Source organism: Synechococcus sp. 8F6 (assembly GCF_002252665.1).
GTDB lineage: Bacteria > Cyanobacteriota > Cyanobacteriia > PCC-6307 > Cyanobiaceae > Cyanobium_A.
Genome location: NZ_NQKZ01000007.1, coordinates 43399 through 68538 on the forward strand (window position 1 = coordinate 43399; position 25140 = coordinate 68538).

Sequence of the window (25140 nt, forward strand, 5' to 3'; positions counted from 1 at the left end):
GCCCCGGTGCCGATGACAGGACCGCAACCAACCGTCGTGCATCCTCATGGGGCCTTGCCGGCCTGGCTCGCCCGGGGGATGGCGGATCTGTTTCCGGCCGGCGCCGCCGTCGGGGCTGGCGAGGATCCCGATCAGCAGCTGGCGGCTCGCCTTGCCGAGGCGGAGTGCAGCGGCAGGCCCCTGCGCATCAAGCTCGGCATCGATCCCACCGGCTCCGACATCCACCTGGGCCACTCGATTCTGTTCCGCAAGCTGCGGGTCTTTCAGGACGCCGGTCACACCGCGGTGCTGATCATCGGCGACTTCACCGCCCGCATCGGTGATCCCACCGGCAAGAGCGCCACCCGGGTGCAGCTCAGCGCCGCCGCGGTGGAAGCCAATGCCGAAACTTATCTGGTGCAGCTCGGACTCGGCCAGGATCCGTCGCGCGCGCTCCTGGATTTCGACACCCCTGGCCGCCTCGAGGTGCGCCGCAACAGCGAGTGGCTTGCGGGTCTCGATTTGCCCGAGGTGATCGAGCTGCTGGGCATCTCCACCGTGGGTCAGATGCTGGCCAAGGAGGATTTCGCCAACCGCTACGGCTCGGGCACGCCCATTTCCCTGCACGAGTTCCTGTATCCGCTGCTGCAGGGCTACGACTCTGTGCAGGTGCAGGCCGATGTGGAGCTCGGTGGCACCGACCAGAAGTTCAACGTGGCCATGGGCCGCGACCTGCAGCGCCACTTCGGCCAGCGGCCCCAATTTGGCTTGTTGTTGCCGATCCTGCCGGGGCTTGATGGCGTGCAGAAGATGAGCAAGAGCCTGGGCAACACCGTGGGCCTCTCTGAAGACCCGCTCTCGATGTATTCGAAGCTTGAGAAGGTGCCGGATGCGGTGGTGAACGACTACCTCACCTTGCTCACCGATCTGGAGCTGGCCGCCCTGCCCGAGAACCCCCGCGAGCGTCAGAAGGCGATGGCCCTGGAGATCACCCGGGCTCGCCATGGTGATGCGGCGGCTGATGCGGCCCAGGTGGATGCGGCCAAGCTTGTGGCTGGTGCCCAGGGCGCCGGGGCGGCCGATGCCGAGGTGCCGGAGGCTTCGCTGGCGGCAGTGAACTTCCCCGCCAAGGCTTTCTATCTGCTCAGTGCTGTGGGGATCTGCGCCAGCAGCAGCGAGGCCCGGCGCCAGATCCAGGGGGGTGGGGTGAAGCTCGATGGCCAGAAGCTGGCCGATCCCAACCAGGAGTTCACCGGCCCGGCCGAGCTGGCGGGCAAGGTGCTGCAATTGGGCAAGAAGACGTTCCGGCGGCTGGTGGTGGGCTGATGGCTGGGCTCCTGGGTGCACATCCGGCTGATCGAATCATCGTGGCCCTCGATGGCATGGGACCGGATCAGGCACTCGCCTTTGCCGCGGCGATTCCTGAGCTGCGCTGGGTGAAGGTGGGCCTCGAACTGTTTGTGGCGGGCGGCCCGGCGGTGGTGCGGCAGCTGCGCGATCAGGGCAAGCGGGTGTTCCTGGATCTCAAGTTCCACGACATCCCCGCCACCATGGCCGGCGCCTGCCGCAGCGCCACGCGCCTCGGGGCTGAGCTGATCACGGTGCACGCCTGTGCCGGCCATGACGCCTTGGCTGCCACCCAGGCTGCTGCCCTGGAGGCCGCCAACGACGCCGGCCTGCCCGCTCCCACCTTGCTGGCCGTGACGGTGCTCACCAGCTGGGAGTCCACCGGTTTCGCTGCCCAGCTTGCGATTGACGAGCCTGTGTCCGCCTACGTGCCCCGCTTGGCCCGGCTGGCGGCGGCGGCCGGCATCGGCGGCTGCGTGTGCTCGCCCCTGGAGGTGGCGGCCCTGCGGGCAGCCCATCCTGAGCCCTTTGCTCTGGTGACACCAGGCATTCGCCCGGCCGGTTCTGCCCTGGGGGATCAGCAGCGGGTGATGACGCCGGCCCAGGCCCTGGTGGCGGGTGCCAGCCAATTGGTGATCGGTCGCCCGATCACGGCCGTACCCGATCCGGCGACGGCTTTTGCTGCCTGCTGCGCTGAGCTCTCAGGCCACCAGTGAGCCCTGAGGCACCAGCTCGGCGTAGAGCGCCTCGAGGGCATGGATGTTGCCTTCCAGGGTGTAACGCTCCAGGGCCCGGGCCCGGGCCCGGCGGCCCAGCTCTTCCGTGAGCACCGGCTGATCCCGCAGCACCGGCAGCAAGGTGCGCAGCTGGGTGGTGACCCCCTGGGTGCTGATCACGATGCCGGCGCCCCCCTCCAGCACTTCACCATCGGCTCCGGCGTCGGTGGCGATGCAGGCGGTGCCGCTGGCCATGGCCTCCAGCAGGGCCAGGCTCAGCCCTTCCACCAGCGAGGGCAGCAGAAACACTTCGGCCAGTTGCTGAAACGCCACCCGCCGCTCGAGGCTGGGTTCGTATCCCCACCACACCACGTCGGGTTCATCGCCTGGGGTCTGCAGGGCGCTGCGCAAGGGACCATCGCCCACGATCACCAGCACGCAACCCGCCGGGCGCACCAGCCGCCAGGCCTTGATCAGGGCTTCCACGTTCTTCTCGGTGGCCACCCGGCCCATGTAGAGAAAAACGCGCCGGCCGGCAAACCGCTGGCGCAGCTCCTGCAGCTCGGGGCTGGCCGCTGCCTGGGCACCGGTGGCCGGTGCCGGCCGCCAGGTGTCGGTGTCGACGCCATTGGGGATCACGGCCAGCCGTTCGGCCCGCACGCCCAGGCGCAGCAGCACCTCGGCCTGCAGCTCCGAAAACACGATCACCCGGTCGAATTTGGCCAGGGTTGGGGCGTAGAGCTGGTAGGTGAGCTGCTGGGTGCCGGCGGTGAGGTTGCGCAGGCTGGCATCGAAGGCCGGATGGAAGGTGGCCACCACCGGCAGCCCCAGCTGCTGGCAGAGATCGGGCAGGCGGAAATCCAGCGGCGAGAGCGTCAGGCTGGCGTGCACCAGGTCGGGCTTGAGCCGCTCCAGGGATTCCCGCAGCTCCCGCTGGGCGCCCAGTGAAGGAATCGTGTACACCTGCGATTTGACCAGGTAGGGCAGGGCCACTTCCGGGCCGCCGCCGTTGCTGTCTCCGAGGGTTTCGACCTCCGTGAGGGCCTCGCCCGACCGGCCCAGGCTGCCGGCGGGGGTGTCGAAGTGGATGAAGCTGATCCCGTGGCCACGGCTGCGCAGCGCATGGGTGGTGCTCAGTCCGTAGGTGACATTGCCGCAGAACGGGTTTTTTTTGCCCAGCCAGGCAATGTGGGCCACCAGGGCTCGCGCGTCCGGAAATCCACGCTAACAGCGCTGCCAGGGCCGCTCCATCACCGCTGCCGCCAGGGCGATCGCCGCCAGCCCCCACAGCACCGGCAGCAGGCCGTAGCGGCTCACCACTGCACCAGCCAGCACCAGCGGCAGGCTCAGGGCGATGTTGATCAGGTTGTTCTGCAGGCCAAACACCTTGCCGCGCAGGTCCTCGGGCGTCTCCTCCTGGATCGTGGTCTGGGCGGGGATCGCCAACAGGGCCGAACCCACGCCCAGCACGGCGCAGAGCAGCAGGGTGAACACGAGGTTGCCGCGCAGCTGGCCCAGCAGCACCAGGCTCCAGCCGATGGTGCCCAGCCCCGTGGCGGCCAGGTGGCGACGGTTGAGGCCTTGGCCGAGCTGGGCCACCGCCAGGGCTCCGGTCGCCAGCCCCAGGCCGCTCATGGCCAGCAGGGTGCCGAACTGGGTGGGCCCCAGCCCGGGGATCGCCGAGGCCAGGCTGATCGCCAGCACGTAGAGGGCCGCCAGCAGGCTGTAGAGCAGCACCAGTTGCACCATGGCGCTGCGCACCCGTGGCCGCTCCCGCAGCACCTGGAGGCCCTCGCCGATTTCCTGCCACACGGAGCTGCGGCTGAGGGGCCTGGGTTGTTCCCGCCAGCGGATCCGGCTGATCGCCACGGCCGCCAGCCCATAACAAAAGGGCAGCAGCAGGAATTCACCGCCATCCATGCCGATCTGGCGCAGGCCCAGGTGCAGCAGCCGCAGGATCGGGTCGCCCAGGGCGAAGCCCACGATCGTGGCGGCCATGCTCGTGGCCTGATACAGCGAATTGGCCGCCAGCAGCTGATCGCTGGGCACCAACTGGGGGATGGCCGCCTGTTCGGCGGGGGCGAAGAACTGGGTGAGCACCGATTCGAGCAGGGTCATCAGCACCAGACCCCAGTAGCCCCAGCTCAAGCCGAGCCACTCGGGCCCCTCCACCAGGCAGAAGGGGGCCAGCAGCACCAACGCCGCCCGCAGGCCATTGGAGGCCACCATCACAGCCCGTTTGGGCCAGCGGTCGGCCCACACCCCGGCCACCGTGCCGAGCAGCATCGCCGGAATCGTGTTGGCCACGTAGATGCCCGTGGCCAACAGGGTGATCATCTGGGCCCGGGTTTCGGGCAGATCGAGGCGGATCGCCGAGGCCGCCTCGGCCAGGGCGGGGTTGGCCTCCGGGGTGCCCTTCACCCAGGTCTGGGCGATCAGGAACACCATCAGCACGATGTAGAACTTGTCAGCCAGCTGCGAAAAGACCTGGCCCAGCCACAGCCGGCGGAAATCGGGCAGCGCCAGAACGCCTTGCAAGCCGGTGGCGTTGGAACTGCCGCTCAATCTGGCCTGGGCTGCTGCTGGCCCGTCATGATGCCGCAAGGCCTGGGGCCAGGCCCGTGCGCAGCAGCCGGTAGGCCCGCGGTTTGCGGCCCAGGTGCTCCTGGGTCCAATGCTCCACCAGCTCGAGCAGGTGCAGCCAAACCGGCAGCGGTCCCATCAGCTCGCCATCGCGCCGGCGGGGCAGGTTGGGCCGAAGCAGCCGTTGCAGCAGGGCCAATTCCGAGGCGTTGAGCACCACCCGCGCCCCAGGCACCCCGCCGATCGCCAGGCCCTCGCTGGGCACCAGGCTGCAGCGCCAGTCCCAGTTGCCCAGCGGCGGCTCCAGGGGCTCGCCGCTGCGGGCGCAGCGTCCGAGCGGTAGGGCATAGCCGCCCAGGGCGAGCAGGTGAACGCTCCCTTGCACCGCAACCGCCAGGGCCTCCAGATCGCAGCCCCGCTCCCGCACCAGCGCATCGAGGCGCCCCAGCTGCATCAGCAGGTCGGCGAGCATGCCCGGCGCCGGAGCTTCGCTGGGGACCAGGGCCAGGCAGAGCTCGCAGAGGGCCTGGGCAGCGGCCAGGGCCTCGAGTTGCTGGGCCAGGCCGCTGTAGCTGCGCAGCACCTTCAGTTGGCGCACCCGCCGCAGGCCGCTGCGGCCACCCACCTGCAGCCGCAGATGGCTCAGGGGCACGGCGGCGGCCAGGCTGCTGCGGGGTTTGCGCGCCCCGGGCACCGCGAGTCGGATCACCCCCTGGTCGTCGCTGAGCAGGGTCAGCAGGCGATCGTTTTCACCGAGGGGCTTGCAGCTCAGGGCCAGTCCTTCCAGGCTCTCCTCGGGCACGGCAGACTCAGCCCCGCAGCGCCTGGGCCAGGGCCACGCCGCGGCTGGTGCCCAGGCGTGTGGCGCCGGCTTCCACCAACGCCAGGGCCTGCTCGAGGTTGGTGATGCCGCCTGAGGCCTTGATCGCGGCCCTGCCGCGGGCCAGCTCCTTGAGCTGCCGCACCTGCTCCACCGTCACCGGCGGACCGAAGCCGCTGCCGGTTTTGAGGAAGCGGGCGCCGGCGTCGATGCTGATCTCCACCAGCAGGGCCAGGGCCTCGGGATCCAGCTTGCCCACCTCCAGGATCACCTTCACGGGCAGGTCCAACTCGCAGATGGCCGCCAGTTCGTCGTGGACCGGTGTGCTGGCCCGGTCGGCCAGGGCTCCGAAATCCGGCACCACATCAAGTTCATCGGCGCCGGCCGCGGCGGCCGCTTCGGCTTCGGCCTGCTTCACCGCCGATGGCACCGCGCCGAAGGGAAACCCCACCACCGCAATCAGTTGGGGGGTGCGGCCCTTGCCCTCCCGGGGCAGCTGCTCCCGGGCCGTGGCCACCCAGCGAGAGGCCACGCACACCCCGGCAAAGCCGAAGTGGCGGGCCTCCTCGCAGCATTGCCGGATCGCGCCCTGGCCCTGGTGAGGATCCAGCAGGGCATGGTCGATCAGGGGGGCCAGGTCGGGCCGGTCGGCGCTCACGCCTCCTTGGCCTGGATCACCCCGAAGCCGCCATGGTTGCGGTGATACACCACCTGGATCTGGCCGCTCTCCGCGTCGCGGAACACGTAGAAGTCGTGGTCGATCAGCTCCAGCTGATGCTGGGCGTCGTCGAGGGTCATCGGCGGCATGGCAAAATACTTGCGCCGCACGCCTCGGTTGGGCAGTTCGGGCTCCTTGCCGTCCACCAGGGTGGCTCCCGGCGGCGGCAGGTTGGCAGCAGCGCCGGCCTCCTCATCGCGGGCGGAGCGGTGCACCGGACCCTGGGCCTGCTCGTGGATGCGGTCTTTGTAGCGGTGCAGCTGGCGGCTGAGCTTGCTGGCCACCAGGTCGATGCTGGCGTAGAGGTTGTCGCTGCGCTCCTGGGCCCGGATCACGGTGCCGTTGGCAAACATCGTCACCTCCACGGTTTGCTGCGGCACCCGCGGGTTGCGGGCCACCGACAGGTGCACGTCGGCCTCTTTGACGAGGCCTTCGAAGTGGTGAATGGCGCGGGTCAGCTTGGTTTCGGTGTACTCCCGGATGGCCGGGGTGACGTCAAGATTGCGGCCATGGATCAGCAGTTTCATCAGATGGCAACCGCCTCCGGTGCTCTGGTGCCCCAACGCTAAGAACGGTTGGTGATGTGCCTCAAGCTCGACGCAATCCTTTTCGAAGCGGCGCAACCGGTGCCGTTTCTGCTGGGCTGGGAAGCCCAGCGCAGCCTGCAGCAACGGCTCCTGCTGGACCCTGAAGGGCCGGAGGCGGTGCTGCTGCTGGAGCATGAGGCCTGCTACACCCTGGGCCGCGGTGCCTCGGAGGCCTTCCTGCGCTTCGATCCGGCCGCCCCACCGCTGCCGCTGCACCGCATCGATCGCGGCGGCGAGGTGACCCACCACGCCCCGGGCCAGCTGGTGCTCTATCCAGTGCTCAACCTGCAGCGCCATGGCGCCGACCTGCACCTCTACATGCGCCAGCTGGAGCAGGTGGTGATTGATCTGTTGGCCGGCCTGGATCTGCAGGGGGAACGGATCGCCGGGCTCACCGGGGTGTGGCTGGAGGGCCGCAAGGTGGCGGCCATCGGCGTGGGGGCGCGCCGCTGGATCAGCCAGCACGGCCTGGCCCTCAACGTGGATGGCGACCTGGCGGGCTTTGCGGCGGTGGTGCCCTGCGGCCTCGCCGACCACCCGGTGGGGCGACTGGCCGACTGGCGGCCTGAGCTCACCAGCGAGGGGCTGCGCCAACCGCTGCTGGCGGCCCTGGCCGATCGGTTTGGTCTGGCCCTGCGTCCACCGAAGCCCCAGGAACGGCTGCAGGGGTGGTAACCCTGGGGCTGAGCTCCGCCGCCCCTCTCGCCATGGCCCGCGCCGTCTCCCCCGCTGAGATCCACTGGAGCGGCAGCCGTCGCGATCAGCAGGCCCTGGCCCGTCGCAGCGACTGGAGTCAGATCACCGGCCTGGAGCAACTGTGGCCCGTGCTGGCCGAGCGCCATGGCGAGGCCCTGGCCCTGGAGGCACCGCACGCCTCCATCCCGGAGCAGCTCAGCTATCGCCAGCTGCACCAGCGCATCGAGCAGGCTGCGGCGGCCTTCGCCGGCCTTGGGGTGGGTGCGGGGGATGTGGTGGCCCTGTTCGCCGAAAACGGCCCCCGCTGGCTGCAGGCGGATCAGGGGCTGATGCGGGCCGGCGCCGCCGATGCGGTGCGGGGCAGCGCCGCGCCGCTGGAGGAGCTGCGCTACACCCTCGACGACTCCGGGGCCGTGGCTCTGGTGGTGGAGTCGGCGGCGTTGCTGGAGAAGCTCGCCCTCGAGAACACCCGGCTGGCCCGGCTGCGTTTCGTGCTGGTGTTGGAGGGCGAACGGGGTGAGGGAGCGCCGCCGGTGCCCTGCCTGAGCTGGGGCGAACTGCTCGAGCGCGGGGCGGCGGCGTTGGCCTCCGGCACGCCGGCCCCGCCCCCGCCAGGGGACGGAGCCCGCCTCGCCACGATCCTGTACACCTCCGGCACCACGGGGCAGCCCAAGGGTGTGCCCCTCAGTCACGCCAACCTGCTGCACCAGCTGCGGCACCTGGGGGTGGCCGTGGCTCCCCGGCCCGGTGACCGCGTGGTGAGCGTGTTGCCGATCTGGCATTCCTACGAGCGCAGTGCCGAATATTTCCTGCTGGCCTGCGGCTGCCGGCAGACCTACACCACCCTCAAGCAGCTGCGTGCCGATCTGCAGCGGGTGCGGCCCCACTATCTGATCAGCGTGCCGCGCCTGTGGGAGGCCCTGCTCTCCGGCTTCGACGATGCCCTGACGGCGATGCCCGCCTCGCGGCAGCGGTTGCTACGGGCCGCCCTGGCCAACAGCCGCGCCTACGGCCAGCAGCGTCGCCAGGCCTTCGATCTCACCCTGACGCCAGAGGGCTGGCCGGCCCGGGTTGGAGCCGCGGGGCTGGCGCTGTTGCGCTGGCCGCTGCACCGGCTGGCGGCGGCGCTGCTTTGGCCCAAGGTGCGTCAGCAATTGGTGGGCGGGCGGTTGCGCACCGCCATCAGCGGCGGTGGCGCCCTGGCCCTGCACGTGGATGGTTTTTTCGAGGCGATCGGCATCGAGCTGCTGGTGGGCTACGGCCTCACCGAAACCAGCCCGGTGCTCAGCTGCCGCCGCAGCTGGGCCAACCGCCGCGGCAGTGCCGGCCAGCCGCTGCCGGCCACCAGCCTGCGGATCGTCGATCCCGAAACCGGCGCCCTCCTGGCCCTTGGCCAGCGGGGCCGGGTGCTGGCCCGCGGCCCCCAGGTGATGGCGGGCTACTGGCGCAAGCCTGAGGCCACCGCTGCGGTGCTGGATGGCGAGGGTTGGTTTGATACCGGCGATCTGGGCCAGTTGCTGCCCGATGGCTCCCTGGTGCTCACCGGCCGGGCCAAGGACACGATTGTGCTGAGCAGCGGCGAGAACATCGAGCCCGGCCCGCTGGAGGAGGCCCTGGTGGCCAGTCCCCTGATCGAGCAGGTGATGCTGGTGGGCCAGGACCGCAAGCAGCTCGGCGCCCTGCTGGTGCCCAAGCCCGAAGCCCTGGCTGCCTTCGCCGCAGCCGCCGGCCTCATCACCCAGGTGGACGGCGACCCGGCGGGCGAGGCGGCCCTGCTGCGCGCCCTCACCCGCGAGTGCAACCGGCTGCTGGCTGCTCGCCCGGGCTCCCGGCCCGATGAGCGCCTGGCCGGGGTGGCCTTGGTGGAGCCCTTCAGCCTCGACAACGGCCTGCTGACCCAGACCCTCAAGCAGCGCCGCGACCGCATCGCCGCTCGGGATGGCGGCGCGATCGCCGCGATCTACACGCCCCGGTGAGGTGCGGCCAACCGACCGTTGACCCCCGCCCGCCGCGCTGACAGCCTGAATGCTGCTTTGCATCCCCCATGGCTGACGGCTCCCTGACGATCAAGCGCACGATCACTGTGCGTGCCGTGGTCACACCCCGCTGGAAAGAGGATGCTGAGCGCGAGCTGAGCAACGCCATCGCCAACGTCGACGGTCAGTTGTCCCAGCTGGAGCAGGAGGGTCAGCAGCTGGTCGACGAGATCCGTCGCCAGAGCGCCAATCCGCTCGATCCGCGGGTGCAGGACCAGGTGGCTTCGGTGCAGCAGCAGGTGGCCGCCAAGCGGGCCGAGCTGGAAGAGCAGAAGCGTCAGATGCTCGAGCAGCAGCGCCAGGTGCGGGAGCTGGAGATGGAGCAGATCGTGGAGCAGGGGCAGATCGAAAGCCTGTGCGAGGTGAAGGTGGGCGACAACCTGGTGGAGAAGCTGCAGGCGGCTGTGCTGGTGCGCGATGGCGTGATCGAGGCCATCGAAGCCGGCGCCTGAGCAGCTCCACTCGCCGAGCCCAGGAGCCCCAACCAGGAGCCACGTAAAATCCGCCCAACTGCGCGGCAGACCCCCGTTGGCAACCCACGAAATCTTTATGCCGGCCCTCTCCTCCACCATGACGGAGGGCAAGATCGTGGAGTGGCTCAAGAAGCCGGGCGACAAGGTGGAGCGCGGTGAATCCGTGCTGGTGGTCGAGTCCGACAAGGCCGACATGGACGTTGAGTCGTTCAACGAGGGCTTCCTGGCTGCGGTGCTGATGCCGGCCGGTGGCACGGCGCCGGTGGGCGAGACCATCGGCCTGATTGTGGAAACCGAGGCCGAGATCGCTGAGGCGGCGGCCAAGGCCCCCGCCGCTCCCGCGGCTGCGGCCGCTCCCGCACCGGCTCCCGCTGCGGCGGCTCCAGTGGCAGCTCCTCCGGCTCCGGTGGCGGCTCCGCCAACCCCCGCTCCCGCTCCAGTGGTGGCGGCTCCGGTGGTGGCCCCCGCGTCGACGGCCAGCGGTCGGGTGGTGGCTTCCCCCCGGGCCAAAAAGCTCGCATCCCAGCTGGGCGTTGACCTGGGCGGTTTGCGTGGCAGCGGTCCCCACGGCCGCATTCAGGCCGACGACGTGCTCGCCGCCACCGGGCAACCGATCACGGTGCCCCGGGTGGCCGAGGGCTCGGGTCCGGCCGCCGTGGCGGCTGCCGGCGGTAACGGTGCAGCCCCGGCGGCTCCTGCGCCTGCCGGTGAAGCCTTTGGCCGGCCCGGTGAGAGCGTGAGCTTCAACACCCTCCAGGGCGCGGTGAACCGCAATATGCTCGCCAGCCTGGCGGTTCCCTGTTTCCGGGTGGGCTACACCATCACCACCACCAAGCTCGACGCCTTCTACAAGCAGGTGAAGCCCAAGGGCGTCACGATGACGGCCCTGCTGGCCAAGGCCGTGGGCGTGGTGCTGGCCCGCCATCCCCAGGTGAACGCGGCCACCAGTGCCGATGGCAGCGCCATGAGCTTCCCCGCCGCGGTGAATGTGGCGGTGGCGGTGGCCATGGAGGACGGCGGCCTGATCACCCCGGTGCTGGCGAATGCCGACAAGACCGACATCTATTCGATGGCCCGCAACTGGGCTGATCTGGTGAGCCGCGCCCGCAGCAAGCAGCTCCAGCCTGAGGAATACAGCACCGGCACCTTCACCCTGTCCAATCTGGGGATGTTTGGCGTCGATCGCTTCGACGCGATCCTGCCCCCCGGCACCGGCGCCATCCTGGCGGTGGCGGCCTCTCGCCCCACCGTGGTGGCCGGCAAGGATGGCTCCATGCGCGTGGCCAACCAGATGCAGGTGAACCTCACCTGCGACCACCGCACCATCTACGGCGCCCACGCTGCCGCCTTCCTCAAGGATCTGGCCCAGCTGATCGAGACCAACCCCGAAAGCCTGGCGCTCTGATTCTGATGCGACTGTGAATCAGCCTGCAGCCACCGCTCTGATCCGCTGGCTGCTCGGCAGGCCTCTGCCGAAAGCTGCCGCTGCCTCCGAGCGCCTGCCCAGCGTGCAGGCCCTGCCGATCCTCGCCTCGGATGCCCTGTCTTCGGTGGCCTATGCCACGGAGGCTGCCCTGGGGGTGCTGGTGCTGGCCGGCAGCCAGGCGCTGCGGTTGTCGCTGCCGATCACCCTGGCGATCATCGCCCTGATTGCCATCGTGGTGGCGTCCTATCGCCAGACGATCGAGGCCTACCCCCAGGGCGGTGGCTCCTACGTGGTGGCAAGGGAGAACCTGGGCACCGGCCCCTCCCTGCTGGCGGCTGCCGCCCTCTTGGTGGACTACACCCTCACGGCGGCGGTGAGCCTGATGGCCGGCACCCAGGCCCTCTCCTCGCTCTGGCCAGGGCTACTCCCCTATGAGGTGCCCCTGGCGCTGCTGTTGCTGCTGGCGGTGGGCTGGGCCAACCTGCGCGGCCTGCGCGAAGCCGGCCAGGCCTTCAGCATTCCCACCTACGCCTTTGTGGTGATGGTGGCGTTGCTGGCGGTTTTTGGCCTCCAGAACCTGGTGGTTGCCCATGGCTTCACCCCCGACGCCCCACCGGCCATCCGGGCCGTGGAGCCCCTGGGTCTGTTTCTGGTGCTGCGAGCCTTCAGCTCCGGTTGCTCGGCCATGACCGGCATCGAGGCCATCGCCAACGGCGTCTCGGTGTTTCGCGAGCCAGCTGCGCGCCGCGCCCGCGCCACGATGCTGGTGATGGGCCTGATGCTGGGGGCCATGTTCCTGGCTGTCAGCGGCCTGGCCTATCTCTACGGGGTGGCCCCCGACCCCGATCGCACCGTGCTGGCCCAGGTGGGCATGCGGGTGTTCGGTGCCGGCAGTGGGCTGTTCTGGGCGCTGCAGATCACCACCCTGCTGATTCTCACGCTGGCGGCCAACACCGCCTTCGCGGGCTTTCCGCGCCTGGCGGCGATGCTGGCCCAGGACCGCTTTCTGCCCCGCCAGATGGGCTGGATCGGCGACCGGCTGGTGTTCCAGAACGGCATCGCCGTGCTGCTGGCGGCCACGGCCCTGATCATCCTGGTGTGCCGGGGCGACACCACCGTGGCGGTGAACCTTTACGCCCTGGGCGTGTTCATGGCGTTCACCCTCTCCCAGGCCGGCATGGTGGTGCGCTGGTGGCGCCGGCGCGGTGCCGGCTGGTTCGGTCGGCTGGCCATCAACGCGCTGGGTGCCCTCACCACGTTGGTGGTGCTGCTGGTGATCGTGGTGAGCAAGTTTGACGAGGGCGCCTGGACGGTGGTCATCGCCATCCCCCTGCTGGTGTGGCTTCTGGCCAGCATTCGCGATCGCTATCGCCGCGTCTACGCCGCCATCGCCTTGCCTGCCGACGCCCAGGGCAGCGTTGTGTTGCCCCAGCGGCGCGATCCGGTGGGCAACCGCAGCATCGTCTGGATCGCCTCCTTCTCCCGTCCCTCCCTGGATGCTCTGCGCTACGCCGCCACGGTGTCGGATCAGGTCAGCGCGGTGTGGGTGCGCTCGGAGGGGGACGACATCGAGCTGATCCGCGGCGACTGGCAGCGGCTGGTGGGCGAGTCGCCCGGCATCAGCCTGCGGATCCTGGACAGCCCCTTTGCTTCTCTGATCGATCCGTTCGTGGCGTTTGTGACTGGAGAGCAGCAAGCCCACCCGGAGGTGAGCCTCACGATCGTGATGCCGATGGCGATCCCGCGCTATCGCTTTGATTCCCTGCTGCTCAACCAGCGCGGCATCAACATGCACCGGGCGCTCGATGCCAGCGGCAACCGGGTGTTCACCCTGGTGCGCTACTACCTGCCGGCATGAGCCAGGGCCTGCTGCCATGAGCGATCCCGCCGATCTGCGGCTCTCCAGCTACGACTTCCAGCTTCCCGAGGAGCGCATCGCCCAGCGGCCGGTGGAGCCCCGCCATGCCGCCCGGCTGCTGGCGGTGGACCCGCCCGGGGTGGGCCCTGCTCCCCTGGCCCGCCACCTCACGGTGTGGGAGCTGCAGCAGGAGTTGCAGCAGGGTGATCTGCTGGTGGTGAACGACACCCGGGTGCTGCGGGCCCGCCTGGAAGCACGCCGGCCCAGCGGCGGTGCTGTGGAGCTGTTGGTGCTGGAGCCCTGGCAGGGTGGCCAGGGCCAATGGCTCTGCCTGGCGAAGCCCGCCAAGAAGCTCCGGCCGGGCGATTGGATCGAGGTGGTGGCCGATGGCCAGCCGCCCCTGGCGGTGCAGGTGCTCGGCAGCGACCCCACCACCGGCGGTCGCATCGTGCAGTTTCCGCCGCAATATGCCGATGCGGCGGCCCTGGAACCGCTGCTGATCCATTACGGCGCCATCCCGCTGCCGCCCTACATCCACGAGCACGACGCTGCCGACAACGAGCGCTACCAGACCCGCTATGCCGCTCGCCCCGGAGCGGTGGCTGCGCCCACGGCGGGCCTCCACCTCAGCGACGCCTTGCTGGCGGCGATCCGGGAGCGGGGCGTTGAGCTGGCCACCACCACCCTGCACGTAGGCCTGGGCACCTTCCGGCCGGTGGAAACGGAAGATCTGCGCCACTTGGAGCTGCACAGCGAGTGGGTGGAGGTGAGCCCGGCGCTGGTGGCCGCGGTGGCCGCCTGCCGGGCCCGCGGCGGCCGGGTGATCGCCATCGGCACCACCTCGGTGCGCAGCCTCGAAGCCGTGGCCCAGCTGCACGGCGGCGAGCTGCGGCCCCACACCGGCCCCGTGAATCTGGTGATCCAGCCCGGCTATCGCTTTGCCGTGGTGCAGGGCCTGCTCACCAACTTCCACCTGCCCAAGAGCTCCCTGCTGCTGCTGGTGAGTGCCCTGATCGGTCGCGAGCGCCTGTTGGCGTTGTATGCCGAGGCGATCGAGCGCCAGTATCGCTTCTTCTCCTATGGCGACGCCATGTGGATCGCGCCGGAGGCGGTGCTCAGTTCAGCCGCTCCATCGCTTTAAAGGGCCTGAGCTGCCAAGAACCTCAAGGCAGGATTACTGCTGGCCTGCTGGCCAGAGAGGGAAAGAGGGGCCAGCAAAAAGCCCCCGGTTGGGGCCGGGGGCTGGGCAGGGCTGGCTTCAATCAGCCGAGCATGTGGGGATCAGGCAGCAGCCAGGTTGGCAGCCACGAAGTCCCAGTTCACCAGCTTCTCGAGGAAGGTGGTCATGTAATCGGGGCGGCGGTTCTGGTAATCGAGGTAGTAGGCGTGCTCCCACACATCCATGGTGAGCAGGGCCTTCTGGCCGTGGGCCAGGGGCAGGTCGGCGTTGGGGGTTTTGATGACCTTGAGGGTGCCGCCATCGAGCACCAGCCAGGCCCAGCCGCTGCCGAACTGGGTGGCGCCGGCGGTCTTGAACTGCTCGACGAAGGCTTCAAAACTGCCGAAGTCAGCGTTGATCTTGTCGGCGAGGGCGCCGCTGGGCTGGCCGCCGCCACCGGGCTTCATGCACTGCCAGTAGAAGCTGTGGTTCCACACCTGGGCAGCGTTGTTGAACACACCGGCCTTGCTGGCATCGCCGGCCACGGAGGTGATGGTGTCTTCCAGGCTCTTGCCGTCCAGGTCGGTGCCGGCCACCAGGTTGTTGAGGTTGGTCACGTAGGCGGCGTGGTGCTTGCCGTGGTGAAACTCAAGGGTGGAGCGGGAGATGTTGGGCTCGAGCGCATCGAGGCCGTAGGGCAGCGCGGGCAGCGTATGGGCCATGGATGGGAAACAAAGGAAGGTGGCAGGGTGGATTGGCGCAGCACAGAATCAGCGCAACCCACCAACCAGAGTAGGCATCTTAACGATTGCGTTCTGCGGCTCAGCCGCCGATGCGCAGCAGTTCGACCTCGAAGGTGAGGGTGGCATTGGGGGGAATGACGCCGCCGGCGCCGCGCTCGCCGTAGGCCAGATCAGGGGGAATCACCAGCTTGCGCTTGCCGCCCACCTTCATGCCGGCCACGCCCTCATCCCAGCCCTGAATCACCCGGCCACCGCCAAGGGGGAAGGAGAACGGCCCGCGGCCGTAGCTGCTGTCGAATTCGCTGCCGTTGGCCAAGGTGCCGCGGTAGTTCACCACCACCGTTTCACCGGCCACGGCTTCGGCGCCATCGCCCACCACCAGATCGGTGATGCGCAGGCCGCTGGGGGTGGTGCGCTCCTTGGGAGCGTTGAGCTCGCCCCCGAGGCCGCTGGCCTGGGCGATCTCAGCGCCGCTGGTCTGGTCGTTGTCGCTGGCCATCACAAACAGGGTGGGGTTGGGGTCGTCGGGGTCCAGTTCGAAGCGGCTGGTCACGGCCGGCCTGGCCGGCGCGTTGGCTGGAGCTGGGCTGGACAGCACGGCCGCTTCGGCAGCGCCACCGGGGTTGGCGGCCTGCACGGTGGTGGGATTCACCAGTTGGCTCACCAGGGCCAGCAGCAGGCAGGCCACACACACGGCCGAGCTGATCAGGATGTCGCGCATGGGACCCCGCAGGTTGATCCGATTCTGCCGGGCAGTCGGCTGGCGTGCTCCCTTCAGTCGGGACTGTCTCAGTCGGGAATGTCCACTTCGGGGGGGGCTTGGGCTGGTGGTTGCTGGCGCAGGCCCCGCTCCAGACGGTCAATCCGGCCGCGCAGTTCATCGAGCTCCCGCTGCCGGGCCAGGCCCAAATCCTGCAGCAGCTGGTCTTTGTTGCGCTCCAGCTGGCGCTCGGCCTGCTGCTCCAGTTCGGGCGTTTCGCCCCGTAGGGCCTTCAGCACGTCGTCCACCAGGGCTGGGGCCTGGCTGGGATCGAGCTTGCCGCTGCGCACCCAGGCCTGGGTGACCGTGCGCAGTCGCTCCGACACCAGTGAGGTGGTGCCGAGGCCACGCAGCAGCAGTTGTTGGAGCGGGTTGTTCGGATCCATGGCGGCAATCGTCCTTCTTCACCTTGGCGCTTCCTACGCTCACTGGCCATGGGCAATGACCGGCTAGGGGGGTGGTGGCTGGCCGGGATGTCCGGGCTGCTGGCGGGGTTGGCGCTACCCCCCCTGGGGCTGCCGCCGCTGCTCTGGCTGGCCCTGGCGGGGCTGTGGGCCCTGCCGGGCTCGGCGATCGGGGCCCGGGGCGGGGCCCTGTGGGCAGGGGCGGCCGTGCTGGTGAGTCACCGCTGGTTGCTGGGGCTCCACCCCCTCGACTGGATCGGCGTGCCGGGCCCCTTGAGCTTTCCCCTGGCCGTGCTGTTGCTGGCGATCTGCGCCCTGGCGGGGGCTGGCTTGGTGGCCCTCTGGGTGGCCCTGGCCCAGCGCTTCGACCCCCGCCGGTTGAGCACTGCCCTGCTGCTGAGCGCCGGTTGGGGGCTGGCGGAGGTGCTGCTGGCCAAGGGGCCGCTGTTTTGGCTGGGGTTGGGAGCGGCGGCGCTCCCCGGCGACCGACCCCTGGCAGGCCTGGCCGCCCTCGGCGGCAGCGGCCTGCTGGCCACCTTGCAGCTGCTGATCGGTTGGGGCCTGTGGCGCTGCGCGACGGTGCCCCAGCCCCGGGCCTGGATCGCTGCCACCGCTGCTGGCGTGCTTCTGAGCCATGGCCTCGGTGCAGCCGTGCTGGCGGCGCTGCCCCTAGGCCTGCCTGCGGGGCAGACCAGCTCCGGCGTGGAGCGGGTGCTGGTGCTGCAGCCGGCGATCCCCACGCGCCAGAAGTTTCAGTGGGCCCAGCAGCAGCGGTTGCAGCAGCGCTTAACGGCGGCGCTGGCGGAGGCGCAACAGCGCCGGGTGGATGCAGTGCTGCTGCCCGAGGGGGCCCTGGGGCTCGAGCCTGAGCTGGCGGCGCCGGTGCCGGTCGAACTGATCAGTGGTGGTTTCCGCTGGCAGGAGGTGGCCGGGGAGCCGCAGCAGCGCAGCGCCCTGCTGCGCATGGCTCCGGGGGAGCAGCAGGCCAGCAGTTGGCTCGACAAGCATCGGCTCGTGCCCTTGGGGGAATGGGTTCCCCTGGCGGGGCTGGGGCGATGGAGCGGTTTGTCGGCCGTGGGCGGCATCGAGCCGGGAGCGGCATCGCGGCTCCTGCCCCGGCCAGCGGGGGCCATTGCCGGGGCCATTTGCTACGAGCTCTCCGATGGTGCCGCCCTGGCCACCGCCAGCCGCGCTGGGGCGGGCTGGTTGCTGGCCAGTGCCAACCTCGACCCCTATCCCGCGCTGTTGCAGCAACAGTTTCAGGCCCTGGCCCAGCTGCGGGCGATTGAGACGGGCCGCTGGCTGGTGAGTGCGGCCAACACTGGCCCGAGTTTGTTGGTGAATGCCCGCGGCCGGGTGGTGGCCTCCCTGCCAGCGGGTCGGCCAGCCACGGGCGTGTTTGCCGTGCCCCGCCTGCAGACCCTCACCCCCTACGACCGCTGGGGCGAGGCTCCCTTGCTGCTGCTCGCCGGAGCCGCGGCGTGGCAGCGGCGGCCGAGGGCGTGACCCAGGGCCACCAGCACCAGGCCGCCCAGCAGGCTCGCCACCAGCACCAACAGGCTGTCCCAGGCTTCGCCAGCCCGCAGGGCCCGGGCCAGTTGCAGCATCCAGGAGGAGAAGGTGGTGAGGGATCCGCAGAAGCCGATGCCGGCCCACAGCATCAGCCGCTTGCGCCGGACGGACTGGGCCAGCACCAGGCCCAGCAGCAGGCAGCCCAGCATGTTGGCGATGAAGTCGGCTCCCACCAAGCCGCGCAGGCCGCCGACTTCCGCCGTGCCGATGGCCTCATGGCGCCAGCGCAGCAGGGCCCCGGGGATCGCTCCGGCGGCCACCAGGGCTAGATCGCGCAGGTCGCCACGGAGGCTGCGGGCGGGGGTGGTGCTCATGTCTCGGCCCCCAGGGAGAGGCCCGTCAGCATCGCCAGCAGCCCGCCGGCCACCGAGCCCCCGGCCAGCACGGCCGCTTCGCGCCAATGCCTGGCCACCAGCTCCGCCCGCAATTCGGCCGAGAAGGTGGAAAAGGTGCTGAAGCTGCCCAGAAAGCCGGTGCCGATCAACAGGAGCACCCGGCGGGATGCATCACCACAACTCTGCTCCAGGCCCACCATCAGGCCGAGGGCGAAACAGGCAATCAGGTTGACCCCGAAGGTGCCCCAGTGCCGCCTGGGCAGCACCGGTTCGAGGTGATCGACGACCCGGAAGCGCAGCCAGGCGCCCGGGACAGCGCCGATGGCCACCAGCAGGGCGTCAGCTCCTGGAGCTCCTGCGGCCATGGTTCAGCACTGGTGCCCCATCAGTCTGCAGTTCTGGGTGTTGGGGTCGCCTCGCTCAAGGCAGGGTTGGTAAGGGTGTCGGATCCTGGCGGCGAAACAGGCCATCGAGGTAGTGGCGGGCCACAACGCGGTCCTGGCAGCCGTGCTGGAACAGGAAGCCGGCCAGGGCGGCCTGCATCAGGCGGTACTGGTCCCACTGGGGATGCAGCCGGACAAACTCCCGCATCGCGTCGTAGAGGTCTTCCGGAAACTGGTTTTCGACCGAGACGGAGTTGGGGGGGGTGGTCCGGGATCTGGAGCATGGAGGCGTTGCCCTGAGCGAGCCCCCATCAGGCCACGCCACTGGCTCCGCCGTCAAAGGGCGTCCCAACAGGCGAGTCCGGCAAGACCCACCGACCCCAGGCCCGGGCCACAGGCACTTTCGGGCTTTTTTCCAGTTTGGCGCGCGCTCGGAAGTCGCCTGCGCAGAAGCGTCAAGGGGCCGGCCCGTTTTCCCCATCCCCGGACTCAGACGGGTGATGGACGGGGCCCTTCCGCCTCTCCATCCCTGTGGAAAAGGCCTCTAAAGATTGGGGAGAAGCGACCCGGCCTGGGGAAAAGATCACTGCTCAGCAGTGGTGATCAATCCCAGGCGGGTCAGCAGGAGCGCTCATCACCGGGGGCCGGGGCCAGATGCACCCACCACCAGCTGCTTCAAGATCTGTTACGATTACGTCAAGTTTCGTAACCAACGAACATCCATGGCTGATTCCGCTTCCCGTTTCGGTTTTGTTGCCTTCGCTGAAACCTGGAATGGTCGCCTGGCCATGCTCGGTTTCGTGATCGGCCTCGGCACCGAGCTGCTCACCGGCCAGGGCATCCTGGGCCAGGTGGGTCTGGGCTGAGCCCCTCGGGCTTCGACCTAACGAAAAGCCCGGCCAGCTCTGCTGGTCGGGCTTTTTTGTGCTGATTCAGAGCCTGCCGGTCTGATCGGAGTCGCTCACTCCGCCTTGGCAGCGATCACGGCAAAGAAGGGATCGCCCTTGCCGCCGATCCAGCCGAGCACCCCTGGAGCCGGGGTCTCTTCTGCCAGCAGCTGGGGCTTCGACCAGCCCTGGGCCAGCAGCACCTTCGCCACGGTGGCCAGATGGTCGCGGTCGCCGCCCTCGGTCCAGATCTGGGGGGCTTTCTGGAAGAACATCCGGTTGCTGAAGGCCACGATCACCTCGCCCCGGGGCCGCACCACCCGCAGCAGTTCGGCGGCCACCGCTTCCGGTTGCTGCAGGTACTGCCAGCCGGCCACGATCAGCGCAACATCCACGCTGTTATCGGCCAGGGGAAGATCCTGTTCGGTGTTGAGGTTTTGCACCCAGTGGCGATCGAACCGGGGGTTGGCCGCCAATTCTTCGGCGTTGAGGCCGTGGCCGATCACCTCCTGGTAGGAGAGCTCTTCGGGCAGATGGCTGACCCAGCTGCTCATCAGGTCCAGCACCACCGCGCAAGGCGGGATCCGCTCGCGATACAGGCTGGTCAGGCGTGCCCGGAAACTGGCATCAAGGTGATGCACGAACCGCGGATCGGCGTAGAAGAGGGCGTCGTCGGAGCGATCGAGCTTGTCGCGATCAGCGTCGCTCAGCACGGGAACAGGCACAGGCACGGGAGCGGATGGGGGCACGGTCTAGGTGGGCCGGGCCGCAAATCAGATGCGCCTTACCAGGCGGGACCCTGTGAGGCTAGAGTTTGCAAATCTCTTTAACAATTGGGAGCGACGGCGCATGTTCACGCTTGAGAAAGCCACCCAGATCTTTCCCGACACTATGTCGGCCGACGTTGTGCCGGCCATCACGGCCCGTTTTCGGCTGCTGAGCGCCGAAGACCAGCTGGCGCTGATCTGGTACGCCTACCTCGAGATGGGCAACACCATCACCGTTGCTGCCCCTGGTGCTGCGCGCATGCAGTTTGCCGAGCCCGTGCTCAACCAGATCAAGGCGATGAATTTCGCCGAGCAGAGCGCGGTGATGTGCGAGCTCGCCAACCGCACCGACACCCAGATCGGCCGCACCTACTCCTGCTGGTCGGTCAATATCAAGCTGGGCTTCTGGTATCAGCTGGGTGATTGGATGGCCGCCGGCCTGGTGGCGCCGATCCCCGAGGGCTACCAGCTCTCGGCCAACGCCTCCGCCGTGCTGAGCTCGGTCAAGGGCGTGGATCAGGGTCAGCAGATCACCCTGCTGCGCAACTTCGTGGTGGACATGGGCTACGACCCCGCCAAGGGCGAAGGCCAGCGCGTGATGGAGCCGATTGCCGCTCCCACGCCCGAGGAGCAGCGCAAGCGCGTGTTCATCGAGGGGGTGATCAACCCCACGGTGAACAGCTACATGGACCAGCTCAACGCCAACGACTTCGACAACCTGATCGACCTGTTCCTGGCCGACGGCGCCCTGCAGCCCCCCTTCCAGAAGCCGATCGTCGGTCGCGACGCCATCCTGCGCTTCTTCCGCGAAGACTGCCAAAACCTAAAGCTCCTGCCTGAGCGCGGTTTTGCTGAGCCCACCGAGGGAGACTTCACCCAGATCAAGGTCACGGGCAAGGTCCAGACCCCCTGGTTTGGCGCCGGCATCGGCATGAACGTGGCCTGGCGTTTCCTGCTCAATCCCGAGGGCAAGATCTACTTCGTGGCCATCGACCTGCTGGCCTCCCCGGCTGAGTTGTTGAAGCTGGGCCGTTGAGCAGGGCTTTGTGCCCCAGCCAAAGCCGTCTGACCACCACCACCCATCGCGGTCTGCTGCTCGCCACAGTGATCTTGCTCGCCTGGCTCGCTTCCCTGCTGGGGCTGCTCAGTCTTGATTTGAGTCGGCTGCACGGGGCGGCCCTGGTGGCTCTGGTGGTGGTGTCCACGCTGGGGAGAACCTGGCTGCAGACCGGCCTGTTCATCGTTGGTCACGACGCCATGCATGGCGTGCTGGTGTTGGAGCGGCGGGGCTGGAATGATCGCCTTGGTGTCGTTGCCCTGGCGCTCTATGCGGCTTTGCCCTATGTGGCTTGTCGCCGCAATCACCAGAGCCATCACCGGTTCACCGCCAGCGCGGATGATCCCGATTTCCATGGCGATCCCCGCGCCGGAACGCTGGGTTGGTACCGGCGCTTCATGGCTGGTTACCTTTCAGCGGGCCAGATGATGCGGCTGCTTGGCGGCTGGGGCTTGTTGGCGTTGATCGCCGGCCGGATCCACCCCGCGGCCTGGATCAACGTGCTGCTGTTCTGCACCCTGCCCCTGCTGCTCAGTTCGCTGCAGTTGTTTGTGTTCGGCACCTATCTGCCACACCGGCGCCAGCGGTTGCCGCACCAGCAATCCCAGCCCGACAGCCTCGATCTGCCCCCCTGGCTTTCGCTGCTGGCCTGTTTTCACTTCGGTTACCACCGCGAGCACCACGACAGCCCGCATCTCGCCTGGTTCGAGTTGCCAGCCCAACACCGCCGCGCCCGCCCGTCTCGGCGGGACCCAGGGCTCGCGGCAGCCTGAACCCCCGACTAGCGTCCCTGCCAGGGCGCTTAAATCAAATGATGGAGACCATGCTGGAGGGATGGACGGAATCGGAACAGGCCGTCGCCCGCGAGGCCTTTGACCGCGCCTACGGCAGGGCTGTTGACCAATTGGTGGCGTCGGTGCAGGCCCAGGCCGTGGCGCTGGGCTCTGCCGAAACCGTGTGGGAGCTCCACGATTTTCTCAGCATCGAGCGGCACACGATTGAAGGGCGGTTTGATTTCCGCCTCGACGGCATTTTGTTTGTGTTTGCCAGTTTGGTGAAGGAAAGCTTGCTACAGATCGACGAACTGGCGGGTCTGGACGCTGAAAAACTGGCCAAGATCGAGGCCATGTCTCGCTTTTAGGCCCTGCTGTCTCCCCGCTTGGGCTGCGTCGGCAGCGGTAGCGGTATGGGTTGCTGGAGCACCGGCAACAGGCTGTTGATGCCGAGCATCACAAAGGCAAGGGCCCCCACCAGCGCCAGCAGACGCAGCCCCCAGGGCCGACCTTGGTCGTTGGGCCAGTCGTCGGAATCGGGCATGGGCTTAGATGTAAAACATCGGCTGTGGCTGCCTGAGGGCATCCCGCTCTCGCAACAACTGGGCCAGTGAGGTGGAGGCGAGCAAAGTCTCTCGGGCCTGCTCCAGTTTCTGCTCAAGGGCCGTCAGCACCAGGAACGTGGCGTCGCCAGGATCGCCCTGCCGCTCGCTGTTGCGGCTCCCTTCCAGAACATTGACCACGTCGGCAACGGTGATGCAGTCGGGATCCCTGGCGAGCTGAAAGCCCCCTCGTGGGCCGCGGATGCTGGTCAGCAGGCCGACTTTTCGCAGGTCGGTGAGCAGTTGCTCGAGGTAGCGCTCTGGGATGCCATGGCGCCGGCAGATCTCCCCGCTTTGCACCAAGGTGCCTGAGGGATAAGCTGCCGCCAACTCCATCAGGGCGACGAGTCCATAGTCGGTCTTGGCGCTGAAGCCCATGGCCGGGGATGGACAACCGTCATTGTGTCAGCCCAAGACCGGTGGTATGGATGCAATGGCAGCTGACCCCGTGGATCCCCAGCGTCAGGTGGGCCCTGCTCCGGTGAGCCTGGCCGATGCCAGCCGCTTCTGGCTCCAGCTTGGGGTGGTGAGCTTCGGTGGACCCGCCGGTCAGATCGCCCTGTTGCACCGTGAGTTGGTGGAACGCCGCCGCTGGCTGAGCGAGCGGCGCTATCTGCACGCGCTCAACTACTGCATGCTGCTGCCGGGGCCGGAGGCCACCCAGCTCGCCACCTATCTGGGTTGGTTGATGCACGGCGTGCCTGGTGGCCTGATTGCCGGAGGGCTGTTCCTGCTGCCCTCGGTGCTGGTGCTGACGCTGCTCTCCAGCGTCTACGTGCATTGGGGCCAGTTGCCCCTGTTGGTGGCGGTGTTCGCGGTGCTCAAGCCAGCGGTGCTGGCGATCGTGGTGGTGTCGGCCTGGCGGCTGGGTCGGCGTGCGCTGCGCTCGTTCTGGCTCGCCGGCATTGCGTTGGCTGCCTTTTTGGCCCTTGCGGTGCTGGGTCTGCCCTATCCCTTGGTGGTGGGTGTGGCGGCGCTCACGGGTGCCTTGGTTGGCCGCTGGCGTCCCGAGGCCTTGCTGCTCCCACCGCCGCTGGGGCCGGCCGTTGCAGGGCTGGTGCCAGGGCCGGCCCAAGCGCTGCTGCAGCCTGAGCCCATCCATGGCGATCACACGCCCACGCCAGCCCACGCCCGCTTCAACCGGCGACGCCTGGCCCGCACCCTGCTGATCTGGGCGCTGGCCCTGATCCTGCCCCTGGCGATGCTCACCGCAATGGCCGGCTGGAATGGCACCCTGCCCCTGATGGCCCGCTTCTTCACGCGGGTGGCCCTGCTCAGCTTCGGCGGGGCCTATGCGGTGCTTCCCTACGTCGCCCAGGGGGCGGTCGAGCAGTTTGGCTGGCTGTCGGCGGCCCAGATGGTTGACGGCCTGGCCCTGGGGGAGACCACGCCGGGGCCGCTGATCATGGTGGTGGCCTTCGTGGGCTTCATGGGCGGCTGGACCACCGGTGCCGGGGCTGTGGCCGCCACCCTGGTGACCGTGTGGTTCACCTTTCTGCCCTCCTTCGGTTTCATCCTGGTTGGCGCCCCGCTGGTGGAGGCCAGCCGAGACAACCTCCGCATCGGCGCACCCCTCACCGCCATCACCGCTGCGGTGGTGGGCGTGATCGCCAGCCTGGCCCTGTTCTTTGCGGGCCCGGTGCTCTGGCCAGCCGGGCGCTTCGATGCCGCGGCGGCTCTCGTCGCCGGGCTGGCGATGCTGGCTCTGGTGCGATGGCTTTGGAGTGTGCTGCAGCTGATTGGTGTGGCCGCAGGCCTGGGTGTGTTGATGCAGTTGCTGGCCCCGCGTTGAGCGCGCCAAGCCAACGCCTCATCGCCTCGACAGAAAGGCCTTGGCCTGCTTGGGCTCAGCACGCTCCGTGTCGGATCCGGTGGCCAGGGCCAATAGTTTCCCGTAGTCATCACGGGCGGCCTGAGGATGACCCGTGGCTTGCGCGGCGCCGTCAATCCCACGGAAGCGATTGGGATTCCGCTTGAGGGAGCGCTCAAACTCGCTCAGCGCTTGCGATGGTCGATGGAGCCAGGCTGGTGAAAAGTAGGAGGGCGCATGCCAGCTTTCGCTGCTGCCGCTTTAGCCTCTCAAAGAATGTCGTCTTGCTCTTGCTGCGAAACTGATCGTCATTTGCCGCGTTGCTGCACTTTGGCGGCCTTTTCGCCGGTGCTGCCGGTGATTGGATCTGGCAATATGGGAATTCTTGTCATTTCACTGCTTGATTCATAACATCAAGCTTGGCGAGATTGAAGTCACCTTTTCTGGATATTAATGCAGCGGGATCTTTGTGATCAACGACCGCTGGCCTCACCGCTGCGATGGGTACACCCTTTTGGTCCGATCGTGTCGCCGAGTTCCATCCAAAGGGTGATGCCTCGATGGCCCCACGCTGGCCCTAGTCTTCCGCACCACACGGGCTCGTGGCTCATGGCTAAATATTACTATCGATGTATTGCGAATTGAAACG

28 protein-coding genes are annotated in these 25140 nt (G+C 68.4%); 14 read left to right on the forward strand and 14 right to left on the reverse strand.

Annotation, left to right across the window (positions count from 1 at the left end):
* Positions 1-12: 12 nt before the first annotated feature.
* Both tyrS and pyrF read left to right on the forward strand, forming a co-directional pair.
* Complete coding sequence (gene tyrS, locus CJZ78_RS06840) at positions 13-1305, forward strand: tyrosine--tRNA ligase (protein ID WP_094560156.1); 1293 nt, start codon at positions 13-15, stop codon at positions 1303-1305.
* Positions 1305-2042 (forward strand): orotidine-5'-phosphate decarboxylase, encoded by a 738-nt coding sequence (gene pyrF, locus CJZ78_RS06845; protein ID WP_094560157.1) that lies wholly within the window; start codon positions 1305-1307, stop codon positions 2040-2042. Before tyrS ends, pyrF begins: the two co-directional genes overlap by 1 nt.
* Here the strand turns inward: pyrF and CJZ78_RS06850 are convergent.
* Genes CJZ78_RS06850 through hpf form a run of 5 tightly spaced genes read right to left on the reverse strand, consistent with a single transcriptional unit; the run spans position 2028 to position 6690 of the window.
* A complete protein-coding gene (locus CJZ78_RS06850) occupies positions 2028-3239 on the reverse strand; it encodes a glycosyltransferase family 4 protein (RefSeq protein ID WP_094560158.1) in 1212 nt (403 codons plus the stop codon). The two genes, pyrF and CJZ78_RS06850, sit on opposite strands and share 15 nt — an antisense overlap.
* Positions 3240-3266: 27 nt before the next feature.
* Positions 3267-4607 carry an MFS transporter gene (locus tag CJZ78_RS06855; protein WP_198953857.1) on the reverse strand — a complete coding sequence of 447 codons (1341 nt, stop codon included), beginning with the start codon at positions 4605-4607 and terminating at the stop codon, positions 3267-3269.
* A 25-nt stretch (positions 4608-4632) separates the two neighbouring features.
* Positions 4633-5427, reverse strand: coding sequence for a DNA repair protein RecO (recO, locus tag CJZ78_RS06860; protein ID WP_094560160.1), 795 nt, complete (start codon positions 5425-5427; stop codon positions 4633-4635).
* Between the two features lie 7 nt (positions 5428-5434).
* The gene (gene deoC / locus CJZ78_RS06865) at positions 5435-6103 is read right to left on the reverse strand and encodes a deoxyribose-phosphate aldolase (protein ID WP_094560161.1); all 669 of its coding nucleotides are present in this window, start codon (positions 6101-6103) and stop codon (positions 5435-5437) included.
* Positions 6100-6690, reverse strand: a complete 591-nt coding sequence (hpf, locus tag CJZ78_RS06870) for a ribosome hibernation-promoting factor, HPF/YfiA family (protein WP_094560238.1) — start codon at positions 6688-6690, stop codon at positions 6100-6102. The genes deoC and hpf overlap by 4 nt, the downstream gene beginning before the upstream one ends.
* A 54-nt stretch (positions 6691-6744) precedes the next feature.
* Between hpf and lipB the strand changes: the two genes are divergently transcribed.
* The 6 genes from lipB to queA all read left to right on the forward strand — a co-directional run bounded on the left by lipB (position 6745) and on the right by queA (position 14380).
* The gene (lipB, locus tag CJZ78_RS06875; protein ID WP_094560162.1) at positions 6745-7425 is read left to right on the forward strand and encodes a lipoyl(octanoyl) transferase LipB; all 681 of its coding nucleotides are present in this window, start codon (positions 6745-6747) and stop codon (positions 7423-7425) included.
* Between the two features lie 32 nt (positions 7426-7457).
* Positions 7458-9422 (forward strand): AMP-binding protein, encoded by a 1965-nt coding sequence (locus tag CJZ78_RS06880; protein ID WP_094560239.1) that lies wholly within the window; start codon positions 7458-7460, stop codon positions 9420-9422.
* Positions 9423-9490: 68 nt separating this feature from the next.
* Complete coding sequence (locus CJZ78_RS06885; RefSeq protein ID WP_094560163.1) at positions 9491-9934, forward strand: YlqD family protein; 444 nt, start codon at positions 9491-9493, stop codon at positions 9932-9934.
* Between the two features lie 76 nt (positions 9935-10010).
* Positions 10011-11360, forward strand: a complete 1350-nt coding sequence (locus CJZ78_RS06890) for a dihydrolipoamide acetyltransferase family protein (protein ID WP_094560164.1) — start codon at positions 10011-10013, stop codon at positions 11358-11360.
* Between the two features lie 13 nt (positions 11361-11373).
* Positions 11374-13239 (forward strand): APC family permease, encoded by a 1866-nt coding sequence (locus CJZ78_RS06895; RefSeq protein ID WP_233128553.1) that lies wholly within the window; start codon positions 11374-11376, stop codon positions 13237-13239.
* Positions 13240-13255: 16 nt separating this feature from the next.
* Positions 13256-14380, forward strand: a complete 1125-nt coding sequence (gene queA, locus CJZ78_RS06900; RefSeq protein ID WP_094560165.1) for a tRNA preQ1(34) S-adenosylmethionine ribosyltransferase-isomerase QueA — start codon at positions 13256-13258, stop codon at positions 14378-14380.
* Positions 14381-14520: 140 nt separating this feature from the next.
* Here the strand turns inward: queA and CJZ78_RS06905 are convergent, their stop codons facing one another.
* From CJZ78_RS06905 to CJZ78_RS06915, 3 genes are all read right to left on the reverse strand, one after another.
* Complete coding sequence (locus CJZ78_RS06905) at positions 14521-15120, reverse strand: superoxide dismutase (RefSeq protein ID WP_094560166.1); 600 nt, start codon at positions 15118-15120, stop codon at positions 14521-14523.
* Between the two features lie 100 nt (positions 15121-15220).
* The gene (locus CJZ78_RS06910) at positions 15221-15862 is read right to left on the reverse strand and encodes an FKBP-type peptidyl-prolyl cis-trans isomerase (RefSeq protein WP_094560167.1); all 642 of its coding nucleotides are present in this window, start codon (positions 15860-15862) and stop codon (positions 15221-15223) included.
* A gap of 68 nt (positions 15863-15930) precedes the next feature.
* A complete protein-coding gene (locus CJZ78_RS06915; RefSeq protein WP_094560168.1) occupies positions 15931-16287 on the reverse strand; it encodes a phasin family protein in 357 nt (118 codons plus the stop codon).
* Between the two features lie 48 nt (positions 16288-16335).
* Here CJZ78_RS06915 and CJZ78_RS06920 point away from each other — a divergent pair, with 48 nt between their 5' ends.
* Positions 16336-17811 (forward strand): apolipoprotein N-acyltransferase, encoded by a 1476-nt coding sequence (locus CJZ78_RS06920; RefSeq protein WP_094560169.1) that lies wholly within the window; start codon positions 16336-16338, stop codon positions 17809-17811.
* Here CJZ78_RS06920 and CJZ78_RS06925 read toward each other — a convergent pair.
* Genes CJZ78_RS06925 through CJZ78_RS06935 form a run of 3 tightly spaced genes read right to left on the reverse strand, consistent with a single transcriptional unit; the run spans position 17736 to position 18803 of the window.
* Positions 17736-18191 (reverse strand): CrcB family protein, encoded by a 456-nt coding sequence (locus CJZ78_RS06925; protein ID WP_094560170.1) that lies wholly within the window; start codon positions 18189-18191, stop codon positions 17736-17738. The two genes, CJZ78_RS06920 and CJZ78_RS06925, sit on opposite strands and share 76 nt — an antisense overlap.
* Positions 18188-18577 carry a CrcB family protein gene (locus CJZ78_RS06930; protein WP_094560171.1) on the reverse strand — a complete coding sequence of 130 codons (390 nt, stop codon included), beginning with the start codon at positions 18575-18577 and terminating at the stop codon, positions 18188-18190. The genes CJZ78_RS06925 and CJZ78_RS06930 overlap by 4 nt, the downstream gene beginning before the upstream one ends.
* Positions 18578-18632: 55 nt before the next feature.
* On the reverse strand, positions 18633-18803 hold the full coding sequence (locus tag CJZ78_RS06935; RefSeq protein ID WP_094560172.1) for a DUF2811 domain-containing protein: 171 nt from the start codon (positions 18801-18803) through the stop codon (positions 18633-18635).
* Positions 18804-19317: 514 nt separating this feature from the next.
* Here CJZ78_RS06935 and CJZ78_RS06940 point away from each other — a divergent pair.
* Positions 19318-19461, forward strand: coding sequence for a chlorophyll a/b-binding protein (locus CJZ78_RS06940; RefSeq protein ID WP_094560173.1), 144 nt, complete (start codon positions 19318-19320; stop codon positions 19459-19461).
* Between the two features lie 95 nt (positions 19462-19556).
* Here CJZ78_RS06940 and CJZ78_RS06945 read toward each other — a convergent pair whose 3' ends face one another.
* Positions 19557-20207 carry a class I SAM-dependent methyltransferase gene (locus tag CJZ78_RS06945; RefSeq protein ID WP_094560241.1) on the reverse strand — a complete coding sequence of 217 codons (651 nt, stop codon included), beginning with the start codon at positions 20205-20207 and terminating at the stop codon, positions 19557-19559.
* Between the two features lie 124 nt (positions 20208-20331).
* Between CJZ78_RS06945 and CJZ78_RS06950 the strand changes: the two genes are divergently transcribed.
* The 3 genes from CJZ78_RS06950 to CJZ78_RS06960 are packed head-to-tail and all read left to right on the forward strand — an operon-like array spanning position 20332 to position 22447.
* Positions 20332-21285 carry an orange carotenoid-binding protein gene (locus CJZ78_RS06950; RefSeq protein ID WP_094560174.1) on the forward strand — a complete coding sequence of 318 codons (954 nt, stop codon included), beginning with the start codon at positions 20332-20334 and terminating at the stop codon, positions 21283-21285.
* Positions 21282-22079 (forward strand): fatty acid desaturase, encoded by a 798-nt coding sequence (locus tag CJZ78_RS06955; protein WP_233128554.1) that lies wholly within the window; start codon positions 21282-21284, stop codon positions 22077-22079. The genes CJZ78_RS06950 and CJZ78_RS06955 overlap by 4 nt, the downstream gene beginning before the upstream one ends.
* A gap of 41 nt (positions 22080-22120) precedes the next feature.
* Positions 22121-22447 carry a hypothetical protein gene (locus CJZ78_RS06960; protein WP_233128555.1) on the forward strand — a complete coding sequence of 109 codons (327 nt, stop codon included), beginning with the start codon at positions 22121-22123 and terminating at the stop codon, positions 22445-22447.
* Here CJZ78_RS06960 and CJZ78_RS06965 read toward each other — a convergent pair.
* Complete coding sequence (locus CJZ78_RS06965; protein WP_094560176.1) at positions 22444-22623, reverse strand: hypothetical protein; 180 nt, start codon at positions 22621-22623, stop codon at positions 22444-22446. The genes CJZ78_RS06960 and CJZ78_RS06965 overlap by 4 nt on opposite strands.
* 4 nt (positions 22624-22627) lie before the next feature.
* Complete coding sequence (locus tag CJZ78_RS06970) at positions 22628-23059, reverse strand: Rrf2 family transcriptional regulator (RefSeq protein ID WP_094560177.1); 432 nt, start codon at positions 23057-23059, stop codon at positions 22628-22630.
* Between the two features lie 55 nt (positions 23060-23114).
* Here CJZ78_RS06970 and chrA point away from each other — a divergent pair, with 55 nt between their 5' ends.
* The gene (gene chrA, locus CJZ78_RS06975; RefSeq protein WP_094560178.1) at positions 23115-24473 is read left to right on the forward strand and encodes a chromate efflux transporter; all 1359 of its coding nucleotides are present in this window, start codon (positions 23115-23117) and stop codon (positions 24471-24473) included.
* The last annotated feature ends 667 nt before the right edge of the window (positions 24474-25140 follow it).

What these genes read in the sequence shown, in the direction of transcription:
- tyrS (WP_094560156.1), top strand. Translation starts at nt 13, where the DNA reads ATGACAGGACCGCAACCAACCGTCGTGCATCCTCATGGGGCCTTGCCG.
- pyrF (WP_094560157.1), top strand. Translation starts at nt 1,305, where the DNA reads ATGGCTGGGCTCCTGGGTGCACATCCGGCTGATCGAATCATCGTGGCC.
- hpf (WP_094560238.1), bottom strand. Translation starts at nt 6,690, where the DNA reads ATGAAACTGCTGATCCATGGCCGCAATCTTGACGTCACCCCGGCCATC.
- lipB (WP_094560162.1), top strand. Translation starts at nt 6,745, where the DNA reads ATGTGCCTCAAGCTCGACGCAATCCTTTTCGAAGCGGCGCAACCGGTG.
- CJZ78_RS06880 (WP_094560239.1), top strand. Translation starts at nt 7,458, where the DNA reads ATGGCCCGCGCCGTCTCCCCCGCTGAGATCCACTGGAGCGGCAGCCGT.
- CJZ78_RS06885 (WP_094560163.1), top strand. Translation starts at nt 9,491, where the DNA reads ATGGCTGACGGCTCCCTGACGATCAAGCGCACGATCACTGTGCGTGCC.
- queA (WP_094560165.1), top strand. Translation starts at nt 13,256, where the DNA reads ATGAGCGATCCCGCCGATCTGCGGCTCTCCAGCTACGACTTCCAGCTT.
- CJZ78_RS06905 (WP_094560166.1), bottom strand. Translation starts at nt 15,120, where the DNA reads ATGGCCCATACGCTGCCCGCGCTGCCCTACGGCCTCGATGCGCTCGAG.
- CJZ78_RS06910 (WP_094560167.1), bottom strand. Translation starts at nt 15,862, where the DNA reads ATGCGCGACATCCTGATCAGCTCGGCCGTGTGTGTGGCCTGCCTGCTG.
- CJZ78_RS06915 (WP_094560168.1), bottom strand. Translation starts at nt 16,287, where the DNA reads ATGGATCCGAACAACCCGCTCCAACAACTGCTGCTGCGTGGCCTCGGC.
- CJZ78_RS06920 (WP_094560169.1), top strand. Translation starts at nt 16,336, where the DNA reads ATGGGCAATGACCGGCTAGGGGGGTGGTGGCTGGCCGGGATGTCCGGG.
- CJZ78_RS06925 (WP_094560170.1), bottom strand. Translation starts at nt 18,191, where the DNA reads ATGAGCACCACCCCCGCCCGCAGCCTCCGTGGCGACCTGCGCGATCTA.
- CJZ78_RS06930 (WP_094560171.1), bottom strand. Translation starts at nt 18,577, where the DNA reads ATGGCCGCAGGAGCTCCAGGAGCTGACGCCCTGCTGGTGGCCATCGGC.
- CJZ78_RS06935 (WP_094560172.1), bottom strand. Translation starts at nt 18,803, where the DNA reads ATGCGGGAGTTTGTCCGGCTGCATCCCCAGTGGGACCAGTACCGCCTG.
- CJZ78_RS06940 (WP_094560173.1), top strand. Translation starts at nt 19,318, where the DNA reads ATGGCTGATTCCGCTTCCCGTTTCGGTTTTGTTGCCTTCGCTGAAACC.
- CJZ78_RS06950 (WP_094560174.1), top strand. Translation starts at nt 20,332, where the DNA reads ATGTTCACGCTTGAGAAAGCCACCCAGATCTTTCCCGACACTATGTCG.
- CJZ78_RS06960 (WP_233128555.1), top strand. Translation starts at nt 22,121, where the DNA reads ATGGAGACCATGCTGGAGGGATGGACGGAATCGGAACAGGCCGTCGCC.
- CJZ78_RS06965 (WP_094560176.1), bottom strand. Translation starts at nt 22,623, where the DNA reads ATGCCCGATTCCGACGACTGGCCCAACGACCAAGGTCGGCCCTGGGGG.
- CJZ78_RS06970 (WP_094560177.1), bottom strand. Translation starts at nt 23,059, where the DNA reads ATGGGCTTCAGCGCCAAGACCGACTATGGACTCGTCGCCCTGATGGAG.
- chrA (WP_094560178.1), top strand. Translation starts at nt 23,115, where the DNA reads ATGGCAGCTGACCCCGTGGATCCCCAGCGTCAGGTGGGCCCTGCTCCG.